The following is a 23,242-nucleotide window of genomic DNA, read 5'->3' as shown; positions in this document are numbered from 1 at the left end:
GGCCCCACCGCTCCGACCGGTACCACCACCGAGGAAGGCCCCAATATGACCACCGACGCGCCGCACGCCCTCGTCGTCCTCGCCCACCCCCGGGCCGACTCGCTGACCGCCCGGGTCGCCGCGCGGGTCCGGGATCGGCTGCTGGCCGACGGCCACACCGTGGACGTACTCGACCTGCACGCCGAGGGCTTCGACCCGCGGATGACCGTCGAGGACGAACCCGACTGGGCCGACCGGGACAAGCACTACAGCCCGGAAGTACGCGCGCAGATGGCCCGGATCGAGGCCGCGGACACGATCGTCGTGGTCTTCCCCGTGTGGTGGTTCGGGCTGCCCGCGCTACTCCAGGGCTGGATCGACCGGGTATGGAACTACGGCTTTGCCTACGGCCGCAGCCGCCCACGCCTGGCCGGAAAACGAATGTTGTGGCTCGGCCTGGCCGGCTACTCCCACGAACACTTCACCAAGGGCGGCTGGGACGACCTCCTCGACCGCCGCCTCCGAATCGGCATCACCAACTTCAGCGGCATCGAAAACGCCCGAGTCCACCTCTTCTACGACACGGTAGCCACCGGCGCCCACGACACCACCCTCCTCACCGAAGCAGAACAAGTCCTCACCACCTTCACCCCCTGACCCCCAACCCAACAGCGCCGGCCGGGCCCCAAAGACCCGACCGGCGCTTCCACCCGAACCACCCAGCCCAGCCGACGCTTGAACCCAAGCAGCCCGTGCGGCGTCCGAGGCCACTCAGCCCGTGCGGCGCCTGAGCACAACCAGCCCGGCCGGCGCTTGAGGCCAAGTAGCCCGGCCGGCGCTTGAGGCCACCCAGCCCGTGCGGCGCTTGAGCACAACCAGCCCCGCCGGCGCATGAGGCCAACTCAGTCCCGCAACCCCATCGTGTCCGCAGGATTCCCCCGCAACGCTACGCGTCCCGGCACGACCGTGGCCACGAACGCCACCCCACCCGCAGCCACCAACACCGCCGCATAAGTCACCGGCGGCGCATAGGGAGACGCACTCCCGGTCATCCCGACGCTGTAAGCCGTCAACGTCGCATACGCGACCGCCGACCCGAGCACGGCCGCCAACAGCACCACCGCCCCGGTCTCCCAGCGAAGCATCCGCAACACCTGCCGACGAGTCGTCCCCACCAGTCGCAGCAGCGCGAACTCCCGCCGCCGCGCCGAAGTCGCCATCACCAGCGTGTTGACCACCGCGATCCCGGTGAACGCGATGATCAGCCCCATCGCGACATAGTTGACCTGGGCCTGGGTGCCGGCCTGATCCCGGCGCGCCTGTTCGACCTCGCCCCGATCCAGCACCCGGACCCCGGGGAACTCGCCCATCGCCCGCTGCAACGGCGCCCGCGACACCGCGGTCGTACCGGAGATCAGCACCGCCTCCGCCGCCGGCCGGTCCACGTGCGCCGCCATCACCGCATGAGGCAGGGTCAGATCGCCGAAGCCCAGGCCGCGTTCGTACACCGCGATCACCTTCAGGGTGACCTGCACCCCGTCGCCCATGGTGATCCGCAGATCGTCGCCGACCCCGACCCCCTTGGTCTTGGCGGCCAGTTCGCTGACCGCGACCGTGGTTTCGGTCAGTGCTGCGAGCGAACCGGAGCGCGTCTTCAAGTCGAGCGCGCGCTCCACCCCGCGCGGCGTCACGCCCTGGGCCGGGAACTTGTCCTGCCCGGCCCGGACGAGCGAGTGCAGCACCTCGGTCACCACCTCGACCCCCGGCACCGCCCGCACCGCGTCGGCCGCCGCGGCCGGCACACCGGGGCCCGAGACCAGCGTGTACGAGGCCGATGTGCCCGCCTTCGCCTGCTCCCCCGCGGCATGACTCGCCGTGGTCTGGGTGAACAGGATCGTCGACGCCATCGCCACCGCCAGGCTCAGCGGCGTGACCACGGCGGCCACCCGTTCCGCGGCGGCCCGCGTGTTCCGCGCCGCCAGGAAGCCGCTGATCGGCGACAGGCGACCGACCACCGAGCCCAGGACGGCCACGCCCGCGCGAGCGAGCAGCGGACCGAGCAGCGCCGTCGCGACGGCGGCGAGGATCACCGTCAGGAAGGTGACCGGCGTGGACTTCGGTTCGGTGTCCAACGTCCGCAACACCAGCAGGAGTACGACGTACCCGAGGGCCGCGACCACACCGCCGATCGTGCGCGCGACGCCCAACCGCGGTCGTTCGATCGCCGCGTCCGCCAACGCCTCGGTCGGTCGTACCCGCGAGGCCCGACGCACCGACACGCGCGCCGCCGTCCAGGCCGCGAGCAGCGTCAGCAGTACCGCGCCGATCAGCGGGATCGGGCTCAGCCTCAGTTCCAGCGTGTCCGGCAGTGCGCCGAACGCGACGAACCGCCCGTGCAACCAACGCGCCAACCCCAACCCGGCGAACGCGCCGAGCGCGCCCGCGATCAGGCCCACCACGAGCGCCTCGCGGCCCACCATCCGGCGGATCTGCCGGGGCGTCGCACCGATCGCCCGCAACAGCGCGATCTCACGCCTGCGTTGCTGGATGGAGAGCGCGAACGTGCCCACCACGACCAGGATCGCCACCAGCAGCGAGGTACCGCCGAGCGCACCGCCCAGGCTGACCAGGGTCACCCGGGCCTTGGCCGCCGCCGGGAACTCGGCCGGTCCGCGATCGGTACCGGTACGCACCTGCGCGCCGGTGCCCGCCAGCGCGTCCCGCACCGCCGCGCGCACGGTGCCCGGGTTCGCGCCGGGCGCGGTGAACAGGCCCACCGAGGCGACCTGTCCGGGATGCCCGGCCAGTCGCCGGGCGTCCGCGTCGGCGAAGAACACGGTGGCCTGCCGGGCCAGCGCGTCCCGCCCGGGCGGCGCCGCGATGCCCACCACCCGGAAGGACCCCGGGGCCGCACCGGCCTGCACGGTGACCGTACCGCCGACCTCGACCGAGGCCCGGCGGGCGAGATCCGCGTCCAGCACGATCTCGCCGGCCGCCGTCGGCGCCCGACCCGCGCGCAGCGTGAACGGGGTCAGCCGGGCCGACTCCCACGCGTGGCCCCACGCGTTGTCGGCGGTGTCCAGGGCCCGGCCGCCGGCGGTGAGCACGTGGGCCGAGAAGGTCAGTTCCGGGACCACGGCCTCGAGGCCGGGTACCGCGCGCAGCTTGTCCACGGCGGCCGCGTCCAGCCAGGCCCGCTCGGTCAGCGGCTTCGACTTGACCTTGGTCTTGCCCTTCTTGTGCTTGGTCCAGTGCAGGTTCTGGTCGGCGGTGACCACGGTGTCGGTACCGGAGTAGCGCTCGATCCGGATGTCGCCGCGCAGGCCGGTCTCCAGCAGCGCGCCACAGGCCGTGACCAGGGCGGCCGCGCACACCAGCGCGACGAACGCGCCGATGAAGCCGCCCTTGCGGGCGCGCAGGGTACGCATGGCTAGGAAGAACATCAGGCCCACGCGCCCAGGTGGGTCATCCGGTCGGCGATGCGATCCGCGCCGGCTCCGGTGAGCGTGTCGGTGATTCGGCCGTCGGCGAGGAAGAGCACCTCGTCGGCGTAGGACGCGGCGACCGGGTCGTGGGTAACCATCACCACGGTCTGGCCCATCGCATCGACGGTGTCGCGCAGCAGCGCGAGTACCTCCTTGGCCGTGACCGTGTCCAGCGCGCCGGTGGGTTCGTCGGCGAAGACCACCTCGGGCCGGGTGACCAACGCGCGGGCGATCGCGACGCGTTGCTGCTGGCCGCCGGACAGCTCGGCGGGCCGGTGTTCGGTGCGCCCGGTCAGACCCACCCGCTGGACGATCTCCGCCAACCAGGCCCGATCCGACTTGCGACCGGCCAGGCGCAGCGGCAGCGTGATGTTCTCCAGCACGGTGAGCGAGGGCATCAGGTTGAACGCCTGGAAGACGAAGCCGATCCGCTCGCGACGCAGTTCGGTGAGACCGGTCTCGGAGAGCCCGGACAGGTCGGTGTCGCCGAGCCGCACGGTGCCGCTGGTCGGCCGGTCCAGGCCCGCCGCGCACTGCAGGAACGTGCTCTTGCCGGAGCCCGACGGCCCCATGACGGCGGTGAAGCTGCCGCGCCGGATGCCGACGGTGACGTCACGCAGGGCGGTGACGGCGGCGGTGCCCTTGCCGTGGATGCGTCCGACTCCGGTCAGGGACACGGCGTCGAATATCTGGTCGTGCGAACTCATGGTGCGGTGCCGCCCTTGTCTTTTTCCGATGGGGTGCGTGTCCGGTCGCATGCGGTGCGCCGGGCCGGCCGACTCCGGAGTCACCGACGCGGGCGCCGGCGCGCGGCGCATCGGGAGCCCGGTCGTACCGTGGCTCCGCGAAACTGTGGCTCCGCAAAGCTGCGGCTCTGTGCCCTGCGGCTCTGTGCCGGGTCCGGGGTGTCCCCGCCGGTCACGCGCAGGCGTGCCCGGGCAGCCGTTCAAGGCCCGGTGGTGATACCCGGCTCCGTCGCCTCCGGCCCCGGCCCCGGTTCCGTCCCGGAATCGCCCTTGTCCCGCAGCCCGGGCGGGGTCGGGAACGCGAGGAATCGGGTCTGCATCGCGCGCGCGCCTGCGGGCAATGGGCCGGTGCGCTTGTACCGGTTGAGGAGGGCGATGTACTCCTCGAAGAACTCGGTCAGTTCGGCCGAGGTGACGTGAATGGTCCCGCGCGAGTACGGCACGTCCATTCCCCCCTCGGCCTCGGTCAGGTTCTGCGCGTCGCGGTACTCCTCCAAGTCGGCCGCGAAGGCCAGGCGGTTCAGCTCGTCGACGACCGGCCGGACCTCCTCGCTCTGCTCGCTGCGCGGCGGGAACCGCAGATCCCGCCGTACGGCGCGCCACCACCGTTCGCGCCCGTGTGCGTCGGGGTCCACGAAGTCCTCGACGAACCCGTGCCGGGCCAACTCCCGCAGGTGGTAGCTGGTCGCGCCGGTGTTCAACGCCAGCGCGCGGGCCAGTGACGCGGACGTCGCGGGCCCGCCCGCCTCCAGTTCCCGAAGGATCCGTTGCCGCCGGGGGTGCGCCAGGGCCTTCAGCGCTTCGAGTTCGCTGATGTCTCGGCGTTCCGGCGACCTGGTCACCTGTGCACAATAATCTGTGCACAAGAAATTGTGCAATGGTTTCGACGGCCGGCGGCAACCGGAGGCAGCCGACCGCCGGGCCCTTTCTCTGCCGTTCGTGCGGTCGCCGTCACTCCACCATCGCGAGCAGCTTGGTCACCGTGTTCCAGTTGCGCACGGTGGCCGTGTCGCGGAGCTTGCGGGCCAGGATCGGCGTCAGCCGGGCCTTGCCCAGCCCGTCCGGGAAGTACATGTACAACTCGCGCTCGCCCACCCGCAGTTCGTCCGGGGCGTAGTCGTCCGGGTCGATCCCGGCGAGCACACCGAGGTCGGCCGCCGGGCTCAGGAACGCCACCGCGAACTTCGCCGGCTCGCGCACCTCCAGCGGATTGGCCGCGACCATCGCCCGCAGCTCCGCGCCGCTGCGCACCATCACGTCCACCCCGAACCCGAACTCGGCGGCCAGCCGTGCCTCGATCGCCGCGACCAGATCGGCGGTCGGCTGTTCCGCGGCCTCGAACACCACGTTTCCGCTCTGCAACAGCGTCCTGACCTCGGTGTATCCCGAATCCGTCAGCGTGCGGCGCAGGTCCGCCATCGGGACCCGGCGGTGTCCGCCCACATTCACGCCCCGCAACAGCGCCACATACTTCGTCACCACGCGCCTCCTTCGTCTCCGGGACCACCCGCTCGGACGCCGGTCCCCCACGCACCATGATCGAACCGAACACCACCACGGACACCGCACCGGGCCGAGGCGCACCGGACCGAATCCGAACGGGACCCACGGAACCGAGCCGGAGCCGCCACGACCGGCGCCCGAGCCGAACCCGAACCCCGATCGACCCGACCGATTCACTCGGGCCAGTTCTCCAACGCCACGTGCAGCGCCTCGACCGCCCGGTCGAAGGATTCGCTCGGCCGGCGCACGTGGCCGAACCCGCCGTTGCCCTCCAGCACCGCGAAGCCGTGGAACACGCTGCGCAACAACCGTCCCGCGTCGGTCAGATCCGGCTCCTCCAGGCCGTACGCGCGCAACATCGCGTAGGTGCTCTCGACGTTGCGCCGGTAGCCGTCGGAGGTGGCCAGCAGGGCCGGATCGATCCGCGCCTGGGTGGCCGCGTAGCGCCCGGGACGCGCCAGGGCGAATTCCCGGTACGCCCGGGCGAAGGCGATCAGCGCGTCCTTGCCCGCCCGGCCCGCCACCGCCGAGCCGATGCGATCGGCCAACTCGTCGGCGGCCAGCATCGCGATCCCCAGGCGCAGCTCCTGGATGTTCTTGACGTGCGAGTACAGGCTCGCGTCCTTGACCCCGAAGCCTCGGGCCAGCGCGGTCAGGGTGATGTTCTCGAACCCCACCTCGTCCGCCAGGTCCGCCGCCGCGCGGGTCACCCGTTCCGCCGTCAGTCCCGCTCGAGCCACGCGCCACTCCTCCGTCGAGGCGCCGGTCGTCGCGCCCTCGGTACTTCCCAGAGCTTCCTAGAGCCTCTAGGTATTTGCCTAGGATACCTAGGCACTGTTAGTTTCCGCCGCATGAACCCACTGACCGAGCAGGCAATCCGTACGTCGTTCGTCAATTGTTCCAAGGGTGAGGCCCAGCGCCTGCCCGTACCCCGTGACCTGGCCGAACGCCCCTGGGCCGAGCTGGATTTCCTGGGTTGGGGCGATCCGGGGGCGCCCGATCGCACCTACCTGGTGACCGAATACCGGGGTGCGCCGGTCGGCGTGACCCTGCGCTTCCCCGCCCAGCGTCGCGGCTACCTGCACCGCAGCATGTGCTCGTTGTGCCTGACCACGCACCCGGGCGGCGGTGTCTCGCTGATGACGGCGCGCAAGACCGGCCGGGCCGGCCGGGACGGCAACTCGGTCGGCGTGTACATCTGCACCGACCTCGCGTGCTCGCTGTACGTGCGCGGCCTCAAGGCGCCGGCCCCCGGTGGGCGTTTCGAGGAGTCGCTGACCCTGGACGAGCAGGTCGAGCGCACCCGGGGCAACCTGTTCGCCTTTTTGGACAAGATCATCGAGTAGCCGACGGTCGCACCTCTCACGGGGTCCGGACCGGCCCCGGCCGCCTTGACCTCAAGTGCGGTGGAGGTTGCAGGATCGTCGGCGACGAGGGTGGAACCACCACCCGCGAATCGCGAGGGACGGCACATGATTCTGGTGACCGGGGCGACCGGAAACGTCGGCCGTCGGGTGGTGGATCAACTGCTCGCCGCGGGGGTCGGGGTACGCGCCTTGGCACGCCGGCCCGAGGCGGCCGGCTTGCCGGCCGACGTCGAGGTGGTGCGCGGTGACCTGGCCGGACCGGACACCCTGGGGCCTGCCCTGACCGGGGTCGACGCGGTGTTCCTGATCTGGCCCTTCCTCACCGTCGAGGGCGCACCCGGCGTCCTGGACGTGGTGAAGGCGCACACCGATCGTGTCGTCTACCTCTCCTCCTCGCGGGTGCGCGACGACGTCGACCGGCAGGCCGATCCGATCAGCGCACTGCACGCCGGGATGGAGCGGGTGGTCACCGGGTCCGGCGCCGAACGCACGTTCCTGCGGGCGGACACGCTCGCGAGCAACACGCTGGGCTGGGCCGGCCAGATCCGCTCCACCGGCGTCGTACGCGGCCCCGACCTGCCCGCCAAGCCGATCGTCGACGAGCGCGACGTCGCCGCCTGCGCGGTCCGCGTCCTGACCGAGCCCGGCCACGCGGGCGCCACGTACGTCCTGACCGGCCCGCAGGTGCTCGGCCGCGCCGATCAGGTCCACCTGATCGGCGCGGCGATCGGCCGTGACCTACGGTTCGAGCCGGTTCCGACAGCCGACGCGCGGGCCCGAATGCTTGCCGACGGCCGCTCACCCGCCCTGGTCGACGCCCTCCTCGCCGGCGCCGACACACCCCCGGGGCCCGCACTCGTGACCACCACGATCGAAGCCCTGACCCAAACCCCACCCCGCACGTTCGAATCCTGGGCCCGCGACCACGCCCCCATCTTCACCTGACCGAACACCCCGGACCCCGGCGCAAGCGCCACACGACGTGCGATCGGGCCGAGTCGACTCGGGCCGCCTCGGGCCGCCTCGGGCCGACCGCTCGTCGCCGTTCGCGATCCCTCGCCGGCCGCGCCGATGTCCGCACCCGGCCCAACGGTTCCACTCAGCCGTTCGCCGCCCGGATCACCGCCCGCATCAGGCGGGTGTTTTCCGGGGCCGCGCCGCCCGGGTAGGCGAAGCGGCGGCGGGCGTAGCCGTACGCGATGCCCGAGTGCGGGGCGGCGAAGGCCAGGGAGCCGGCCGCGCCGCTGTGTCCGAACGCGTCGGCACCCAGGAACGGGTACCGCACCCCCAGCGCCTCGAAGCCGAGCGCGAAGTGGTCGTGCTCGTCGGTGACCAGGTCGGTGCCGCGCCAGTGCACACGCGCGAACTCGGTGATCGTCTCGGGCTTGAGCAGCGCGGGCCGGCCGACCGACTCGGCGATCGCGGCCGCGTACATCCCGGCCAGGCCCCGCGCGTTGCCGACGCCGCCGGAGGAGGCCGGACCCAGCGCCCGCACCTCGCGCGAGTTGGCGAACTCGACCAGGTCGGTGGGTTGTTCGGCGTTGAGGTTGAAGGCGACGCCGGTGCGGCCGAACCGGTCGGGCGCGTTGGCGCTCATCCGCGCCCGCTGCGCGGGAGTGGGCGCCATCGGCAACATGTCGAGCGTGCGGACCTGCGCCTCGGCGGGCAGGCCGAGGTACATGTCCAGGTCGTAGGGCGCCCGCACGTGCTCCTCGTAGACCTCCTGGATCGAGCGCCCCGTGGCCCGCCGCACCACCTCACCGGTGAGCGCGCCGATCACGAAGGCGTGGTAGCCGTACGCCGTGCCCGGCTTCCAGAACGGCCGGTGTCCGGCCAGCCGTTCGGCCGACAGCCGGTCGTCGGCCAGTTCCGCGCGGGTGAAGCCGGCGTCCACGCCGATCGCACCGGAACGGTGTGCGAGCAGCTCGCGCAGGGTGAGTTCGCCCTTGCCGTGCGCGGCGAACTCCGGCCAGTAGTGCGCGACGGTGCGGTTGAGGTCCAGCGCGCCGTCCTGGACGAGCAGCGCCATCACCAGGTGTGCGGCGCCCTTGGTCGCCGAGTAGACCGGGGTCAGCGTGTCCCCGGTGACCTGGTCCCCCGCCCACAGGTCGACCACCCGACGGCCCTCCCGGTACACCGCGAGCTGGGCCCCCGGCTCGTCCGGCAGCTCGGCCAGGACGGCGGCGAACTCCGCCCGGACCTCCTCGAACCCCGCCGCGACGCTCCCCGACACCACGATCCCGCTCGACATGTTTCCCCCTCGATCTTGAACCTCACCGAACGCCAACCCCGGGCAACGACGCGGAAATTCCGGCGATCCCGGGCACGGGCGAATCCGTTGCCGCCAACTGTGCGGGAGCCCTGGACGCGTACTACTCGCAGTCATATATTCGATGACGAGTAATCGAGGCCCCGGAGGCGGTCCATGGCGAGGCGCAAGGTCGACAGCACGCTGGCACTCGCCGTACTGGTGTTGGTCGCCGAGCAGCCGCGCCATCCGTACGAGATCGCGCAGGTGCTGCGCAGTCGGGGCAAGGACAACAGCATCAAGATCAATTACGGATCGTTGTACACCGTGGTCCGCAACCTGGAGAAGCACGGCCTGATCGCCGCCACCGGGGTCGAACGCGAGGGCCGCCGGCCCGAGCGCACCACCTACGCGGTGACCGAGACCGGCGACGCCGAGATGCGCGAATGGCTCGGCGAACTGCTCTCGGTCCGGGTACACGAGTTCCCGCGCTTCGAGGGCGCCCTGTCCCTGATGGGCGTGCTCTCTCCCGACGAGGTGACCGACCTGCTCCGGCGACGCGTCGAGGCCATCGACGCGCACATCGCGCACGGTCGCGCCGAGGTGGACAAGCTCGCGAGCTACCTGCCGGCGGTGTTCCTGGTCGAGAACGAGTACGAACTGGCCATGGCCGAGGCGGAAGGCCGGTGGGTGCGCGGCCTGCTCGCCGCGATCGCGGACGGCTCGTTGTCCGGCGTGGCCGAGTGGCGCCGATTCCACGCCACCGGCGAGACCCCGGCCGGCTGGGCCGAACTGGACGGCGCGAGTCCGGAGCACGCCCCCGCCGAACGCGCCGCGTACCACCGGGAGACCGCCGTCGACGACGACCCCACCCGGTAATCCCACCACGTCGGACCGGGACGACCGGACCCGAAGCGGCCGGACCCGAAGCGGCCGGCCCCGAAACTGCCGGCCCCGAAGCTGCCGAATCCGATCCGAACCGCCCCGAGAGAAATCCCCCCGAGAATCGAGCCCGAGAGCGCCGAACCCGAAGCCGGTGATGCCGGCATATCCGATACCGCAACAACCCAGGAAGAGGCCCCCGGACGGTGCTCGAACACCGCTTCCGGGGGCCGGGAACCTCGAACCGAAACCCTGCGGCAACAGGGACCGGCACGTACGAGGTGCACCGAACTCATCGTATCCCCGGTCCTCTTGTCGCAGGTCGGCGAGCCATCCGGCTCCGCCGCACCGAATGTCGACCGGAGGGATCCACTCCGTCATGGAGCACACCGCACGGACGGCGGCAACCGTCCACGGCGGTCGCGCGCCCGGCCACACCGGCGTCGCCGGCACCGGCGCGCCCGCGATCGAGGCGCACGACCTCGTCAAGACCTATCCCCTCAAGGGCCGCCCCGAGGGCGTGCCGGCGTTGGCCGGACTGAGCCTGAGCGTCGCTCCCGGCACCGTCTTCGGCCTGCTCGGGCCCAACGGCGCGGGCAAGTCCACCACCGTCAAGATCCTCACCACTCTGGCGACCGCCGACTCCGGCTCGGCCCGGGTGGCCGGACACGACGTGGTCCGCGATTCGGCCCAAGTCCGCCGGGCCATCGGCGTGGTCGCCCAGCGCTCGGGGGCCGACCCGGCCGCCACCGGCCGGGAGAACCTGATCCTGACCGGGCGCCTGTTCGGCATGCGCGGTCGCGACCCCGGCCGGCGCGCCGACCACCTGCTCGACCGCTTCGGCCTGACCGAGGCCGCACGTCGCCCGGTCCGCACCTACTCCGGCGGCATGCTGCGCCGGCTGGACGTGGCGCTGGGCCTGGTGCACCACCCCGAGGTGCTCTTCCTGGACGAGCCCACCACCGGACTCGACCCCGAGGCCCGCGCCGACATGTGGGACGAGATCGGCGGGCTGGCCGGCGAGGGCCTGAGCATCCTGCTCACCACGCACTACCTCGACGAGGCCGATCGGCTGGCCGCGCGGCTGGCCATCGTCGACCGCGGCCGGGTGGTCGCCGAGGGCACTCCCGAACGGCTCAAGTCCGAACTGCGCGGCGACGCGGTGCACGTGGACCTGCTCGATCCGGCCGGGCCGGCGGTGCGGGACGTGTTGGCCCGGGTGCCGGGCGTCCGGGAGATCACCGTCGACGCCCGTGTGGTGCACGCCCGCGCGGACGACGGGGCCGCCGCCGTACCCGAGGTGTTGGCCGCGCTGGACCGGGCCGGCGCCCGGGTCGGGGCGGTCACCGTGGCCCGTCCCTCGCTCGACGACGTCTACCTGCGCCACGCCGGCCGCCGCTTCGGCGCGACCGGCGCCGGCACCACCAACGTCACCGGCACCGCCGGAATCGGCGACACCGCGGACAGCGAGGGAGAAGCGCGATGACGACGACCACCGCGCCGAACCCCGCACGCGGTCTCGGCCTGCGCGAGGTGATCACCCACACCTGGTACATGACCGACCGCCAGTTCCGGGTCTTCGCCCGCCAACCGGCCTACCTGGTCATCACCCTGATCCAGCCGGTGATCTGGCTCTTCCTCTTCGGCCAACTCTTCCGCGACATCGTCGACCTGCCCGGCTTCGGCACCGGGTCCTACCTCGACTACCTCGTCCCGGGGGTGGTGGTGATGAACGCGGTCTCGGCCAACATGTGGGCCGGCATGGGCATGCTGGAGGAGATCGAGCGGGGCACGCTCGACCGCTTCCTGGTCACCCCGCTCCGGCGCGGCGCGCTGATCAACGCGAACATCGTGGCGCAGGGCTGTTCGACCGCGTTCCAGTCGTTGGTGATGATCGGCCTCGGTCGGCTCGCCGGCGCGCACTATCCGGGTGGCCTCACCGGGATCCTGGTGCTGATCGTGGGGTCCTCGGTGCTGGGCACCGTCTTCGGCGCCTTCTCCAACGCCCTGGGCATGGTCGCCCGGCAACGCGAGACGGTGATCGCGCTGAACACGTTTTTGCTGTTGCCGTTGACGTTCCTGTCCTCGGCGTTCATGCCCGCGTCCCGGATGCCGGGCTGGATGCGCGAGGCCGCCCGGTTCAATCCGCTGAACTGGGCGTTGGAGGCGGCCCGGTCGGCGATGCGCGCGGACCCCGACTGGGCCATGGTCGCCGAGCGCGGCGCGGCCCTGATCGCACTGGCGGCCTTCGCGGTCTGGCTGTCGGCGCGCGCGTTCCGCGGGTATCGAAACTCGGTCTAGCGCGTAGGTAGGCACGCGGGTGTCGCACCCCGGCTCGGCTCGCCCGATCCATGCGTTCCGTCCGGTCGCCGGACGCCGGCGGACGGTTGACGGACGGCCGACGGACGGCCGAGCCGGGGTAGACACACCCTGTCCGAGGGCGGGGACCCGCCCGCTAACCTCACCCACATGATCAGCACCGACACACACGTACGAATCGCCCGTCCCTCGCGGGACTTGGCCGCCGCCGAGCGGTTCTACGTCGAGGGCCTGGGCCTGGAAGTCCTGTGGCGCACCACCGAGCGCGTCTCCGGCGAATGGGACCTGGTCATGGTCGGCCTCTCGGGCGGTGGCTGGCACTTCGAGCTCACCATCGACCCGGAGAACCCGCTGCCGCCCACACCCACGGCCGAGGACCTGTTCGTGCTCTATCTGGGCGAGCCGATCGACCCGGCTCTGATCGACCGCCTCGTCGCCGCCGGCGGCACCCGGACCGTCGCGCACAACCCCTACTGGGACAAGTACGGCGTCACCGTCGTCGACCCCGACGGCTACCACCTGGTGCTCAGCACCCGGACCTGGAACGCGTAGGGCGCGAGGCCGCGGCCCCGTCGGCTCAGGCAGGCTGCGCGCGCACCGCCGGGCCGACCGGGGTCGACCCCTGCGGCGCCGGCCGGCTGCCCTCGGCGAGCGCGCGGCCGAGCGGGTAGGCCAGCGCGTTCGGCGGCAGCGTGCCGGGGCGTCCGCTGAGCGTGACCTCGATCGTGCCCGGCACCGCGTCCGGATCCTCGGTCAGGCCCAGCCGGCGCAGCGTCTGCCGGGCGACCGCCTCGGCACTGTCGTACAACCCCACCCCGGCGGGCAGCGCGGCCAGGATCCGGTCGGTGACCAGCGGATAGTGTGTACAGCCGAGCACCACGCCCGCGCAGTCCGCGGGAGTGCGGCGCGCGGCGTCGGCGATGGCGGCCTCGACGGCCGGCCGGTCCGCCCGGTCGATCGCCTCGGCGAGGCCGGGGCAGGCCACCCGCACCACGGTGCGGCCCGCGGCGAACTCCTCGATCAGCCGGGCCTGGTACGCACTCGCGGTGGTCGCGACCGTGGCCCACACCGCGAACGGGGCGCCGGACGCGGCGGCGGGCTTGATCGCCGGTACGGTGCCCACCACCGGCACGGCCGGTTCGCAGCGCGCGCGCAGCGTATCCAGCGCGGTGACGGTGGCGGTGTTGCACGGCACCACGATGCCGTCGGCGCCGCGCTCGGCGGCCAGCTCCGCTGCGGCCAGCACCCGTCGGGTGATCGTCGCCTCACTCCGGTCGCCCCACGGCATGTGATCGGGGTCCGTACACAACAACAGGTCGAGATCGGGCCGCAACCGCCGCAGCCATCCCGCCGTCGGCAACAGCCCCATCCCGGAATCGATCAACGCCACAAGCATGCCGCCCAACCTAGCCGCCCGCGCTCCCCCAACCCCACAAGGGTCATCACCCTCGGCGTGGTGCACCCCCGCCACCCCACCCCGACCGGCCCCGACCGGCCCCGACCACGACGACACCCGCCGAACCCACCGACACCACCCACCCCCAAAGCAACCGGTACGCCCACTCACGCCACCGACAGCCCACCCGCCACCAGCGCCCCCACAATCCGCGGCACAACCACCTCGATATCACCCCGCAAGACGACGCTTGCGACGTCGTCGTACGGCGTGGGTTCGGCGTTGACGATCACCAGCGTGGCCCCGCATTCGATCGCGACGGAACACAGCGAGGCGGCCGGCTCCACGCCCAACGACGTCCCGATCACCAACAACAGTTCCGCCGCACGCACGGCGTTCGCGGCCCGCCCGTACACGTCCCGATTCGGGTGCTCGCCGAACAGGACCACGTCCGGCCGCAACGTCCCCACCCCGCACCGGGGACACGGGGGTTCGGCGGCGCCCGCCCGGATCGCCCGCAGCGCGTCGTCCGTCGGCGCGGCGCGCCGACACCTCCCGCAGCGGGCCCGGGCCAGGCTGCCGTGCAGTTCGTACACCCGATCGGCGGGACTACCCGCCGCCTGGTGCAGCCCGTCCACGTTCTGCGTGGTGATGCTCGCCCGGACCCGCGCGAGCGCTCGGTGCGCCGCACCGGGACGCGCGGCCGTCACCGCCGACGCGGTCAAATCCCGCCACAGGCGAGCCCGGGCAGCCGGGTCGCTCGCGTGGCGCTTGCGATGGGTGTCCTGCTCGCGTTGCGGGTCGCGAGTCCACACTCCATGCGGGCCGCGGAAGTCCGGAATGCCGGACGCGGTGGAGATGCCCGCCCCGGTCAGCACCGCGAGCCGCCGCACGCCGTCGGTCCAGGAGCCGAGTCCGTCGGCCCGGGGCGAGGCCGCGTTCACGGGCGGGGCCTGCTCTCCTCGGTGAACCGGGCGAAGCGGGTGTCCGGGTCCGAAAGGGACCACACGATCTCCAGCGTGTCGGGCATGTCGAACGACGTCCTTCCGAGTTTCGATATCGCGTGCCGGCGGGCGACCGGATCCGACTCTGCTCGTCGGAACCCTGCCGGTCGGACCGGTCCGAGCGCATCCGGATTCCCCGAGCCCCACCCCGCTCGCGGCGGGTGGGTCGATTGTCTTATCGGACGTGGAACACCGGGCCGCGGGGCGTGAAGGGCAGGCGGGCGCCCGCGGGGGTCAGGAAGGCGTGTTCGCGGCGGATCCGGAGGGCGTCGCAGTGGCCGTCGGTGATCACCAGGATGGGGCCGTCGGCCGGAAAGTCGTCGGCGCTCTCCAGCAGGCGGATCCCCGGTTGCAGCACCGTGCCGCCGCGCCCGCGCACCCGCGCCTTGTGCGCGATGTCCTCCACCGGCAGGTACCCGGCGTCGTAGGCGGCGGCGTCGCAGTAGACCACGCGCGCGGCCGGTACGTCCCGCGCGGTCGCGTAGGAGGCGATCGCGCCCAGCGCCTTGCCCAGCAGCGACGGGTCCATCGATCCGGAGGTGTCCAGCACCACGCCGAACGTACACAGCCGGTCGACGTCCTGCGGCCGGATCCGCCCGGGACGCGCGATGTCCGGCGTGGAAGCCTGCCGGCGGCTCGCCCGCGCGTAGCTGCGCACCGGTTCCGGCCGACGCACGTGCTCGTCGAACCACCGGGCCAGCCGAACATCCCACGCGGGCGGCGGCTGTTCCAGCGTGCGGATCTCCTCGATCAGACCGGCGGGCAGCAGCCCTCGGCCCGGGTCGTGGTAGGCGAGCCCGGCGCTGAGCGCGCGTCGATAGAACGCGTCCAGGTCGACGAACGAACCGCCGCTCCCGCGCTCCCACGGCATCGGTCCCGCGGACCCGCGGCGGCTGGACCGCCGCGCCGCCGCGGCCGGTTCGGAGAGCCACTCGCCCAGCACGTCGCCGTGTTCGCGCGAGCCGGGGGTGCGCAGTTTGCGGGCCCGGCGCAGGTCGGTGGTGAGCGTGTCGTACACCGATTCCGCGGACAGTCCGGCCAGCCGCGGGTCGTACAGCAGCCCGTCCGGCAGCACCCCGACGCCCATCTCCACCAGCCACCCGTTGATCACGTAGTCGCACGCCACGTTGAACAGGTGCGCGTCGCGGTGCTCGCGCCGGCGGTCGTGGCGCAGCGCGGCGTGCAACATCTCGTGCGCGAGCACGAATCGCCATTCCTCGGTGCTCAGGCCGGCGTGCGGGTTGACGTAGATCTCGCCGTGCTCGGGGCTGACCGCGGCGATGGTGATGTCCCAGGAGCGGGCCAGTTCGAGGTCGGCGACGATCGTGAGGCCGGCGGCGAGGGCGCCCAGGAGCGGGTACGAGGAGACGAACCAGGACAGCGCCCGGTCCCAGGGGCCTTCGGCGCGGGCGGTTCGACCGGCGCGGTCGCCGGCGGCGGTGTCGAGCGAGGAGGCGACCATCTCGACGAGGCCGCGGGCCAGCACGGCGGGCCAGTCCCGGGGCGCCGGGTCGGTGGGGGCGGACGGCGGTTCGCGGCGCATGCAGGGCGAGGTGCCGTTGGCGCCGATCCGGCGCAGCGCCTCGGGGACGCCGTCGCGGCGCCAGCGCTCGGTGAGTTCGCGCTCGTCGCCGGCAGGCAGGTCGGGCAGTTCGTCCAGTGGTGTGCCGACGCCCAGGCCGGCGGCGAAGCGGTGGACCGCGACGCAGCACGCGGTGTTGTACGCGGCGTCGATCTCGGCGGCCGGATCGCCCAGACCGACCTCGGCCAGGGTGTGTGCGTCGAGGTGGCCCAGGGCCAGGTGCAGCAACAGGTGGGTGTACGCGCGGCGCCAGAGCGCGGGCGGCACGTAACGGTGCCGGTCGACGACCAGGATGCCGTCGTCCGTGATGTGGCCCAATTCGCCTGGGCCGTGCGGGGCGTAGGTGTGCGTGATCAAGCGTCCGACGTGGTCCAGGGGCGGGACGCAGGCCAGCTTCCAGCCGGCGTTGCGGGCCTTCAGGACCCGCTCGGCGTGGTCGGCGGCGGGGTTTCGGGCCCGGCGCGCGGACATCGGCGCGGCTCGTCAGCGCCGCGCGCCGACCAGGCGCGGCAGGTCGCGGGCGGTCTCGACGAGGAACCACGCGGGCAGCGGGGCGGTGCCGGTGTCGTCCTCGGCGATCACGAGTTGGGCCATCTCCAGGGATATCTCCGCGAGTTCGACCAGGAGGGCCTTGGCCCGGTAGGCGAACTCGCGCAGTGCGGGCGAGACGTGTCGACGATCCGCCGGCAGGTCCTTGGCCAGACGCGCGCGAAAGCTCTCCACCAGGAAGAACAGCAGGTCGCGGTCGGCGGGCGCGGCCGGCCAGCGGGCGTCGCCCTTGACGATGGCGTCCAAACCGTAGGCGTTGCGCACGGTTTTGAGGTAGCCCAGGAACGCGGCGGCGTGGGTGGGGGTGAGCGTGCCGTGTGCCAGCATCCGCACGTGCTCGTCGACGACGTCGGCGCCGAACGAGTACAGCCCGTCGGAGAGCATGTGCCACGCGCGCGGCGTGGAGAACGGCTCCTCGGTCTTGGGCGGCGCGCTCCACAGGTGGTCCGGGCGGGCCCGCACGTGGTCCAGCACCCAGGGGTGGATGCCGTGCGCGGCGGCCCAGTCCAGCCAGTCACCGGCCGAGGCGCGCAGGTGTACGTGCACCAGGCGGTTGATCAGGGCCGAGGACATCGGCCGGGCCAGCGCGTTGTCGCTCGCCCGGTTGCCCGCGCCGATCACCACGGAGCCGGCCGGCAGCGTGTACGAGCCGATCCGGCGGTCCAGGATCAGCGAGTAGAACGCCTTCTGCACATCCGGCGAGGCGGCGTTGAGTTCGTCCAGGAACAGGCAGTACGGCTCGTCTCGGGCGATCTGCTCGGGCGGGCAGAACCGACTGCGCCCGGCCACGATCTGCGGTACGCCGATCAGGTCCTCGGGAGCGAGCTGGGTGCCGAGCAACGATACGCATTCCAGTCCGAGCGATCGGGCGAAGTCCCGTACCAGCGAGGATTTCCCGATGCCGGGCGCACCCCACACGAACACCGGCCGCACCAGCGCGGTATGCAACAGGACGTCCGGCAACGCGGCGGGGGTGATCGCATGTACGGCCTGCACGACAACCTTTCGGGAACCAACGTCACGACCGGGCCGGCACCCGCGAGGGGTCGCGACGACCACTCCCGCATGATGTCCCCACATCCCGAACCGTGTCGCCCAATTTTCCCGCCCTCGAGGGCCGCCCACCTGCCCCGACGGACGACGAACCACCCTCGGCGCGCCGGGATTCGGGGGCGGGGTCCTCGGGATCGACGCTGGGGTGTCGTCGGGGGCTCCCCGCGCGACGCGTAACGGCGTCGGCATGACGGGCGCCGGCCGGCATGATCGGCCGCACGCACTCACAGCACGGAGACCCGATGGACCGCGATCGCGCCGACGCCTATCTGGCCCTTCTCGACGCCGCCCGTCCGGCGCGCCCCGACGCGGCGGCCCTGGCCGACCTCCAGTGGCGGCATCTGCTCGCGGTGCCCTTCGAGAACCTCGACATCCACCTCGGTCGGCCCGTCGAGCTCACCGAGGAGGCGATCCTGGCCAAGTTCCTGGACCGGCGGCGCGGCGGCTTCTGCTATGAACTCGGCGGCGGATTCGCCGCCCTCCTGCGCGCGCTCGGCTACCGCGTCACCCTGCTCGCCGCGCGCACGTACGGCGACGAGGGTCGCGTCGGGATCCCGTTCGACCATCTGGCGCTGCGCGTCGACCTGGACGAACCGTGGCTCGTCGACGTCGGCTTCGGCCGGTTCACCCACCATCCGTTGCGTCTGGACGTGCGCACCGATCAGGGGGACCCGGGAGGGGTGTTCCGCATCCTCGACCACGAGAACGGCGAACACGGCGATCTGGACGTGCTCCACGACGGCGTGCTCCAGTACCGCCTGGAATCCCGCCCGCGCGAACTCCGCGACTTCGTGACCGGCTGCTGGTGGCACCAGACCGCGCCCACATCGCACTTCACCCGCGCCCCGCTGTGTTCGCGCCCGACATCGGACGGCCGGATCACCATCTCCGACCGCACCGTCGTCCGCACCACCGGATCCGAACGCCACGAGGAACCCCTCGCCGACGACGCCGCCCTCCTGGCCGCCTACCGCGACCTCTTCGGCATCACCCTCGACCACGCCCCGGCCCGCCCGAACCCCGCCCCCATCCCCTCCGCGACACCGTAGCCGTGGCCGTGGCCGTGGCCCTTCCCCCGCCTCCGCTCCCGCTCCTCAGCGCAGGGTGAGCGGGGTCTCGGAGGCGACGCGCTTCAGCTTCTCCGGGTTGCGGACGTAGTAGAGGCCGATGATGCGGGAGTCCTCGACCCGCAGCGCCAGGACGCCGTCGACGACGCCGTCGAAGCGCACGACGAGTGCCGGGTTGCCGTTGACCACGGTGGGTTCACAGGTGAGCGTGCCGTCGAGCTTGCCGGAGCCGCCGATGTAGAAGCGGGCCACCTTGTCGGCGCCGAGCATCGGGTGCAGCGCGGCCCGCTTGACTCCGCCGCCGTCGCTCACCAGGACGACCTCGGGGGCGAGCACGTCGAGGAGGCCCTGCATGTCCCTGGTCTCCAGCGCGCGCTGGAACGCCGCCACGACCGCGCGGGCCGCGCTCGGGGAGACCGACTGGCGGGGGCGGCGGGCGTCGACGTGCCGGCGGGCCCGGTGCGCGATCTGGCGCACCGCCTCGGGGCTCTTGTCCACGGCGGCCGCGATCTCGTCGTAGCCGACGTCGAAGACCTCGCGCAGCACGAAGACGGCGCGCTCGGTCGGCGACAACGTCTCCATGACGAGCATCATCGCCATCGACACGCTCTCGGCGAGTTCGACGTCCTCGGCCACGTCCGGCGCGGTCAGCAGCGGTTCGGGCAGCCACTGGCCGACGTACGCCTCGCGGCGGCGCTTCATGGTGCGCAGCCGGTTGAGCGCCTGCCTGGTCGTGATCCGGACCAGGTAGGCGCGCAGGTCGCGCACGTGCTCCAGGTCGACCTCGACCCATCGCAACCAGGTCTCCTGGAGCACGTCCTCGGCGTCGGCCGCCGATCCGAGCATCTCGTAGGCGACGGTGAAGAGCAGGTTGCGGTGCGCGACGAAGGTCTCCGTCGCCTGGTCACCGGCGTGCTCGCTCATGTCTGGCTCCCTCTCCTTCGCCTGTGCGGCGCCAGGTCGGCGACGGTCCGCTACCCGCGGGACCGCCGATGATCGCATCCCGTGCGGCGAGGCCCCGCGACGAGGGTGTCGCCGCACGGGATGCGCTGCGGAGGCGTCGTGGTCGGACGGATCGACCACGAGTGCCCGATCGATCAGGCTGCCTGTTCGACGGTGGTCGGCGCCTCGTCGCGCCGCGCCTGCAGCAGTTCCCGGCGCTTGGCACCTCCCGAGACCCGGTGCAGGCCGTACGAACCGGGCTTGCCCGCCTCGCCGGCCAGGTGCTTGACGGTGCCGTCGCACACGATGGCCTTGAGCCTGGCTCCGGGGCGACCGCCGATGTGGAACCACAGCGCGACGTCGTACCGGTGCGCGAACTGGAAGATGCCGGCGCGGCGGCCCAGGCTGATGCACTGGCCGGCGAACACCTGGTTGAGGACCGCGGGTTGCTCACCCGCGATCCGGCTGAGCACGGTGTCGGCGGCCCGCGCGCCCAGCGGCATCGCGGCCTGGCAGCTCATCCGCAGCGGCAGGTCCGACGGCGCCGCCGAGTCCCCGGCCGCGACGATGCGCGCGTCGTCCACGCTCGTCAACGTCTCGTCCGTGAGCAGCCGGCCCAGGGCGTCGGTGCGCAGCCCGCTGCGCGCGGCCAGGTCCGGCACGCCGAACCCGGCGGTCCAGATGGTCACCTCGCTCGGCACCTCGCGGCCGTCGCCCAGTTCCACGGCGTCGCGCGTCACCGCCGTCACCTGCGTGTCGGGGCCGTCGAGCACGGTCACCCCGAGTGCGGCCAGCCGCCGGGCGACCGAGCGGCGCCCCCGCGGGTGCAGGTACGGGCCGAGCACCCCACCGCAGACCAGGGTCACCGCGCGACCGCCCTCCGCCAGCTCGGCGGCCGTCTCGATGCCGGTCGGACCGGCCCCGACCACGGTCACCGCGGCCGTCGCAGGCGCGGCGTCGACGATCGACCGCAGCCGCCGCGCGTCCTCCAGGCCGGCGATCGGGTGGGCGAACTCGGCCGCTCCGGGCACGCGCGGGTCGGCGCTGCCACTGCCCACCGCGTAGATCAGGTAGTCGTACCCGAGGGTGCCGCCGGTCGCCAGGCGCACGCCGCGCTCGGCCGGGTCGATCCGGGTCACGCTGTCGACCACCAGGCGCACGCCCTCGCCCAGGACCTCCCGGTAGTCGACGACCGCGTCGTGCGACCCGGCCACGAGTTGGTGCAGCCGGATCCGCTCGACGAAGTTCGGGCGCGGGTTGATCAGCGTCACCGTCACGTCGTCACGCTGGGTCAGGCGGTTGGCCGCCATGACACCCGCGTATCCGCCGCCGATCACGATCACATCGGTGTTGCCGCTCATGGTGTCTCCTCCGGTGTTCAGGTGTTCGGCCTCAAGACACCTCCCGATCGAGTGTTGTGACAGGTTGTGAGCCAGGTCACTGCGCACGGGCACATCTCCCGCCGCGTGCGCGCGACCACGCCCCTCGGACAGCCGGGCACCCCACCCCGCCGCTTCCTCGACCGACACCTCAGGTTTGCGTCGCAAACCTGTTTGCAACATGCCCGGCAAGCCGTAGAGTCTGTGACACAAACCAGTTTGGGAGGGGCGCGATGGATCGTGCGAGTCTCGAGTCCGCGGCGGCGAACTACTCCTACCTGAGGGGACTGCTCTCGATTCCGACCGGTGTGTTGTTCGTCGTCGCCGGGCTTTCCAACACGAGGTGGGGGCCGTTGGATCACGCCTGGGTCACCTGGGCGGTCGGCGGCCTGATGGTCGTGGCCGGGGCGGCCTACCTGTGGATCAACCGCTACTACACGGAGACCTTCGGGCGGATCACCCCTTCGGGCCGCGACCGCACGCGGGCCGCGGTCACCGCCGCCGTCGGCGCGGCCCTGGTCGCGGGCGCGGTGAGCCTGGACTGGAACGTCGACCTGCCACTCACCGCGACCACCGCCGTGTTCGCGGTGGTCATGTTCGCGTCCTACGCCGTCGCCATGCGGCCGAGGCCGCACCACGTGGCCGTCTGGGGCACGCTCGTGGTGGTCGCCCTACTGCCGATCTGGGGCTATGTGGGGCCGACGGCCAGGATCAACGTGGGACTTATGCTCGTCGGCGTGGCAACCATGGTGACGGGAGTCCTCGATCATGCCGCGCTCGAACGCGCCTTCGCACCCGACCGGGCACCGGACCTCGGCGACGGCGATGTCGACGTCTAGCGACGGGCCGATCGTCGATCGGCTGATCCACGAGCCGGGCCGGTTGGCCCTCATGACGGTGCTGTCCACGGTGGAATCCGCCGACTTCGTCTTCCTCCAGCGCGTGACGGGGCTGACCAAGGGCAACCTCTCCAGCCACCTGACCAAGCTGGCCGAGGCCGAACTGATCACCATCGAGAAGCGGTTCGTTCACCGCAAGCCCAACACCAACGTCGCGCTGACCCCGGAGGGCCGCGAGCGCATCGCCCGGCACTGGGAGCAACTCGACAACCTGCGCAACCTCTCGGGGCAATCCCTCCCCGAATAACGCGACTTCGACGCGCCCCGACGCCGGCCCACCCGCACGCGCCACCTACCCCGGGCGAGCGCCCGGGCGGCCGGCGCCCGGGTGTGCCCGCCCCGTGCGATCACCGAACACCGATCTCCCGGCCCGACCGCCCGCCGATCAGCCGCCGCGCGCCCGCAACACCGCCAGGACCGCCTCGGCGACCGTGTCGCCGTCCGGCGTCGCGGGCAGGTCCAGCGGCGCGGTCCACACCACCGCGGCCGGCTCCACGGCGCCGTACACGTGCGGGAACAATTCCCCGCCCCGCGAGGGCTCCCAGCGCAGCGTCGAGCCGAGCGCGGCCGGATCCACCGCGACCAGGGTCAGCGCGTCGCGGCCGGCGAAGTGGCGCCGCGCCGTTTCGGCCACCTGCGCACCGGTGGACAGGTGCACGTACCCGTCCACCAGGTCGACCCCGGCTCCCTCGAACACCCCGCGCCGCAGCGCGGCCGTCCATTCCGCGGTGCCCACCAGCTTGTAGACGATCTCGTCACTCATGCCCCGACCCTAGGGTCTGTCTTCGATCCCGCGCCGCCGGCCCGACGCGAGCGCATTCGATGCCCACCGCCGGCCCGAC

General features: G+C 72.3%; 23 protein-coding genes. 10 read left to right on the top strand and 13 right to left on the bottom strand.

From position 1 onward, the window contains the following. Window positions 1-45 precede the first annotated feature (45 nt). On the top strand, window positions 46-636 hold the full coding sequence (locus ACIRL2_RS04805; RefSeq protein WP_395868137.1) for an NAD(P)H oxidoreductase: 591 nt from the start codon (window positions 46-48) through the stop codon (window positions 634-636). Window positions 637-881: 245 nt separating this feature from the next. On the opposite strand, the gene ACIRL2_RS04800 is transcribed toward ACIRL2_RS04805, so the two are convergent. The 5 genes from ACIRL2_RS04800 to ACIRL2_RS04780 all read right to left on the bottom strand — a co-directional run bounded on the left by ACIRL2_RS04800 (window position 882) and on the right by ACIRL2_RS04780 (window position 6,453). Next, window positions 882-3,407 (bottom strand): FtsX-like permease family protein, encoded by a 2,526-nt coding sequence (locus tag ACIRL2_RS04800; protein ID WP_402230158.1) that lies wholly within the window; start codon window positions 3,405-3,407, stop codon window positions 882-884. Window positions 3,408-3,421: 14 nt separating this feature from the next. Beyond that, the gene (locus tag ACIRL2_RS04795; RefSeq protein ID WP_402230155.1) at window positions 3,422-4,171 is read right to left on the bottom strand and encodes an ABC transporter ATP-binding protein; all 750 of its coding nucleotides are present in this window, start codon (window positions 4,169-4,171) and stop codon (window positions 3,422-3,424) included. A gap of 239 nt (window positions 4,172-4,410) precedes the next feature. Further along, the gene (locus tag ACIRL2_RS04790; protein WP_402230153.1) at window positions 4,411-5,052 is read right to left on the bottom strand and encodes an ArsR/SmtB family transcription factor; all 642 of its coding nucleotides are present in this window, start codon (window positions 5,050-5,052) and stop codon (window positions 4,411-4,413) included. Window positions 5,053-5,161: 109 nt separating this feature from the next. After that, complete coding sequence (locus tag ACIRL2_RS04785) at window positions 5,162-5,689, bottom strand: DUF1697 domain-containing protein (RefSeq protein WP_395868161.1); 528 nt, start codon at window positions 5,687-5,689, stop codon at window positions 5,162-5,164. Window positions 5,690-5,886: 197 nt separating this feature from the next. Continuing rightward, window positions 5,887-6,453, bottom strand: a complete 567-nt coding sequence (locus ACIRL2_RS04780; RefSeq protein ID WP_395868163.1) for a TetR/AcrR family transcriptional regulator — start codon at window positions 6,451-6,453, stop codon at window positions 5,887-5,889. 111 nt (window positions 6,454-6,564) lie between these two features. Here ACIRL2_RS04780 and ACIRL2_RS04775 point away from each other — a divergent pair, with 111 nt between their 5' ends. Together ACIRL2_RS04775 and ACIRL2_RS04770 are read left to right on the top strand one after the other, a co-directional pair. Continuing rightward, window positions 6,565-7,059 (top strand): FBP domain-containing protein, encoded by a 495-nt coding sequence (locus ACIRL2_RS04775; RefSeq protein ID WP_395868165.1) that lies wholly within the window; start codon window positions 6,565-6,567, stop codon window positions 7,057-7,059. Between the two features lie 126 nt (window positions 7,060-7,185). Next, entirely contained in the window at window positions 7,186-8,025 is an 840-nt protein-coding gene (locus ACIRL2_RS04770; RefSeq protein ID WP_395868167.1) for an NAD(P)H-binding protein, read from the top strand. A gap of 154 nt (window positions 8,026-8,179) precedes the next feature. Here ACIRL2_RS04770 and ACIRL2_RS04765 read toward each other — a convergent pair whose 3' ends face one another. Continuing rightward, entirely contained in the window at window positions 8,180-9,331 is a 1,152-nt protein-coding gene (locus tag ACIRL2_RS04765; RefSeq protein ID WP_402230150.1) for a serine hydrolase domain-containing protein, read from the bottom strand. 174 nt (window positions 9,332-9,505) lie between these two features. On the opposite strand from ACIRL2_RS04765, the gene ACIRL2_RS04760 reads away from it, so the two are divergent. The 4 genes from ACIRL2_RS04760 to ACIRL2_RS04745 all read left to right on the top strand — a co-directional run bounded on the left by ACIRL2_RS04760 (window position 9,506) and on the right by ACIRL2_RS04745 (window position 13,081). After that, window positions 9,506-10,207 carry a PadR family transcriptional regulator gene (locus tag ACIRL2_RS04760; protein WP_395868170.1) on the top strand — a complete coding sequence of 234 codons (702 nt, stop codon included), beginning with the start codon at window positions 9,506-9,508 and terminating at the stop codon, window positions 10,205-10,207. Between the two features lie 382 nt (window positions 10,208-10,589). After that, window positions 10,590-11,696: an ATP-binding cassette domain-containing protein gene (locus ACIRL2_RS04755; protein ID WP_402230147.1), complete on the top strand. Its 1,107-nt coding sequence runs from the start codon at window positions 10,590-10,592 to the stop codon at window positions 11,694-11,696. After that, complete coding sequence (locus ACIRL2_RS04750; RefSeq protein WP_402230144.1) at window positions 11,693-12,511, top strand: ABC transporter permease; 819 nt, start codon at window positions 11,693-11,695, stop codon at window positions 12,509-12,511. Before ACIRL2_RS04755 ends, ACIRL2_RS04750 begins: the two co-directional genes overlap by 4 nt. Before the next feature lie 168 nt (window positions 12,512-12,679). Further along, window positions 12,680-13,081: a VOC family protein gene (locus ACIRL2_RS04745; RefSeq protein WP_402230141.1), complete on the top strand. Its 402-nt coding sequence runs from the start codon at window positions 12,680-12,682 to the stop codon at window positions 13,079-13,081. Between the two features lie 25 nt (window positions 13,082-13,106). Here the strand turns inward: ACIRL2_RS04745 and ACIRL2_RS04740 are convergent, their stop codons facing one another. The 4 genes from ACIRL2_RS04740 to ACIRL2_RS04725 form a co-directional block, all read right to left on the bottom strand. Then, window positions 13,107-13,925 carry a glutamate racemase gene (locus tag ACIRL2_RS04740; RefSeq protein ID WP_402230138.1) on the bottom strand — a complete coding sequence of 273 codons (819 nt, stop codon included), beginning with the start codon at window positions 13,923-13,925 and terminating at the stop codon, window positions 13,107-13,109. Between the two features lie 167 nt (window positions 13,926-14,092). Then, complete coding sequence (locus tag ACIRL2_RS04735; protein ID WP_395868179.1) at window positions 14,093-14,869, bottom strand: SIR2 family NAD-dependent protein deacylase; 777 nt, start codon at window positions 14,867-14,869, stop codon at window positions 14,093-14,095. Between the two features lie 235 nt (window positions 14,870-15,104). Beyond that, window positions 15,105-16,982: a hypothetical protein gene (locus tag ACIRL2_RS04730; protein WP_402230136.1), complete on the bottom strand. Its 1,878-nt coding sequence runs from the start codon at window positions 16,980-16,982 to the stop codon at window positions 15,105-15,107. A 12-nt stretch (window positions 16,983-16,994) separates the two neighbouring features. Beyond that, window positions 16,995-18,056 carry an ATP-binding protein gene (locus tag ACIRL2_RS04725; protein WP_395868183.1) on the bottom strand — a complete coding sequence of 354 codons (1,062 nt, stop codon included), beginning with the start codon at window positions 18,054-18,056 and terminating at the stop codon, window positions 16,995-16,997. Between the two features lie 299 nt (window positions 18,057-18,355). On the opposite strand from ACIRL2_RS04725, the gene ACIRL2_RS04720 reads away from it, so the two are divergent. Continuing rightward, the gene (locus tag ACIRL2_RS04720) at window positions 18,356-19,162 is read left to right on the top strand and encodes an arylamine N-acetyltransferase (RefSeq protein WP_402230133.1); all 807 of its coding nucleotides are present in this window, start codon (window positions 18,356-18,358) and stop codon (window positions 19,160-19,162) included. 45 nt (window positions 19,163-19,207) lie between these two features. Here ACIRL2_RS04720 and ACIRL2_RS04715 read toward each other — a convergent pair whose 3' ends face one another. Together ACIRL2_RS04715 and ACIRL2_RS04710 are read right to left on the bottom strand one after the other, a co-directional pair. Beyond that, a complete protein-coding gene (locus ACIRL2_RS04715) occupies window positions 19,208-20,104 on the bottom strand; it encodes an RNA polymerase sigma-70 factor (protein WP_395868187.1) in 897 nt (298 codons plus the stop codon). Window positions 20,105-20,277: 173 nt separating this feature from the next. Continuing rightward, the gene (locus tag ACIRL2_RS04710; protein WP_402230131.1) at window positions 20,278-21,483 is read right to left on the bottom strand and encodes an NAD(P)/FAD-dependent oxidoreductase; all 1,206 of its coding nucleotides are present in this window, start codon (window positions 21,481-21,483) and stop codon (window positions 20,278-20,280) included. A 251-nt stretch (window positions 21,484-21,734) separates the two neighbouring features. Between ACIRL2_RS04710 and ACIRL2_RS04705 the strand changes: the two genes are divergently transcribed. Next, window positions 21,735-22,340 (top strand): hypothetical protein, encoded by a 606-nt coding sequence (locus tag ACIRL2_RS04705; protein WP_395868190.1) that lies wholly within the window; start codon window positions 21,735-21,737, stop codon window positions 22,338-22,340. Beyond that, complete coding sequence (locus ACIRL2_RS04700; protein ID WP_395868192.1) at window positions 22,327-22,647, top strand: winged helix-turn-helix domain-containing protein; 321 nt, start codon at window positions 22,327-22,329, stop codon at window positions 22,645-22,647. Before ACIRL2_RS04705 ends, ACIRL2_RS04700 begins: the two co-directional genes overlap by 14 nt. A 138-nt stretch (window positions 22,648-22,785) precedes the next feature. On the opposite strand, the gene ACIRL2_RS04695 is transcribed toward ACIRL2_RS04700, so the two are convergent. Continuing rightward, entirely contained in the window at window positions 22,786-23,163 is a 378-nt protein-coding gene (locus ACIRL2_RS04695; protein WP_402230128.1) for a DUF952 domain-containing protein, read from the bottom strand. Window positions 23,164-23,242: the final 79 nt, after the last annotated feature.

The sequence above is a fragment of the Embleya sp. NPDC127516 genome (genome assembly GCF_044765325.1).
In the GTDB taxonomy this organism is placed as follows: domain Bacteria; phylum Actinomycetota; class Actinomycetes; order Streptomycetales; family Streptomycetaceae; genus Embleya.
This window is presented reverse-complemented; position numbering and strand designations above follow the sequence as displayed.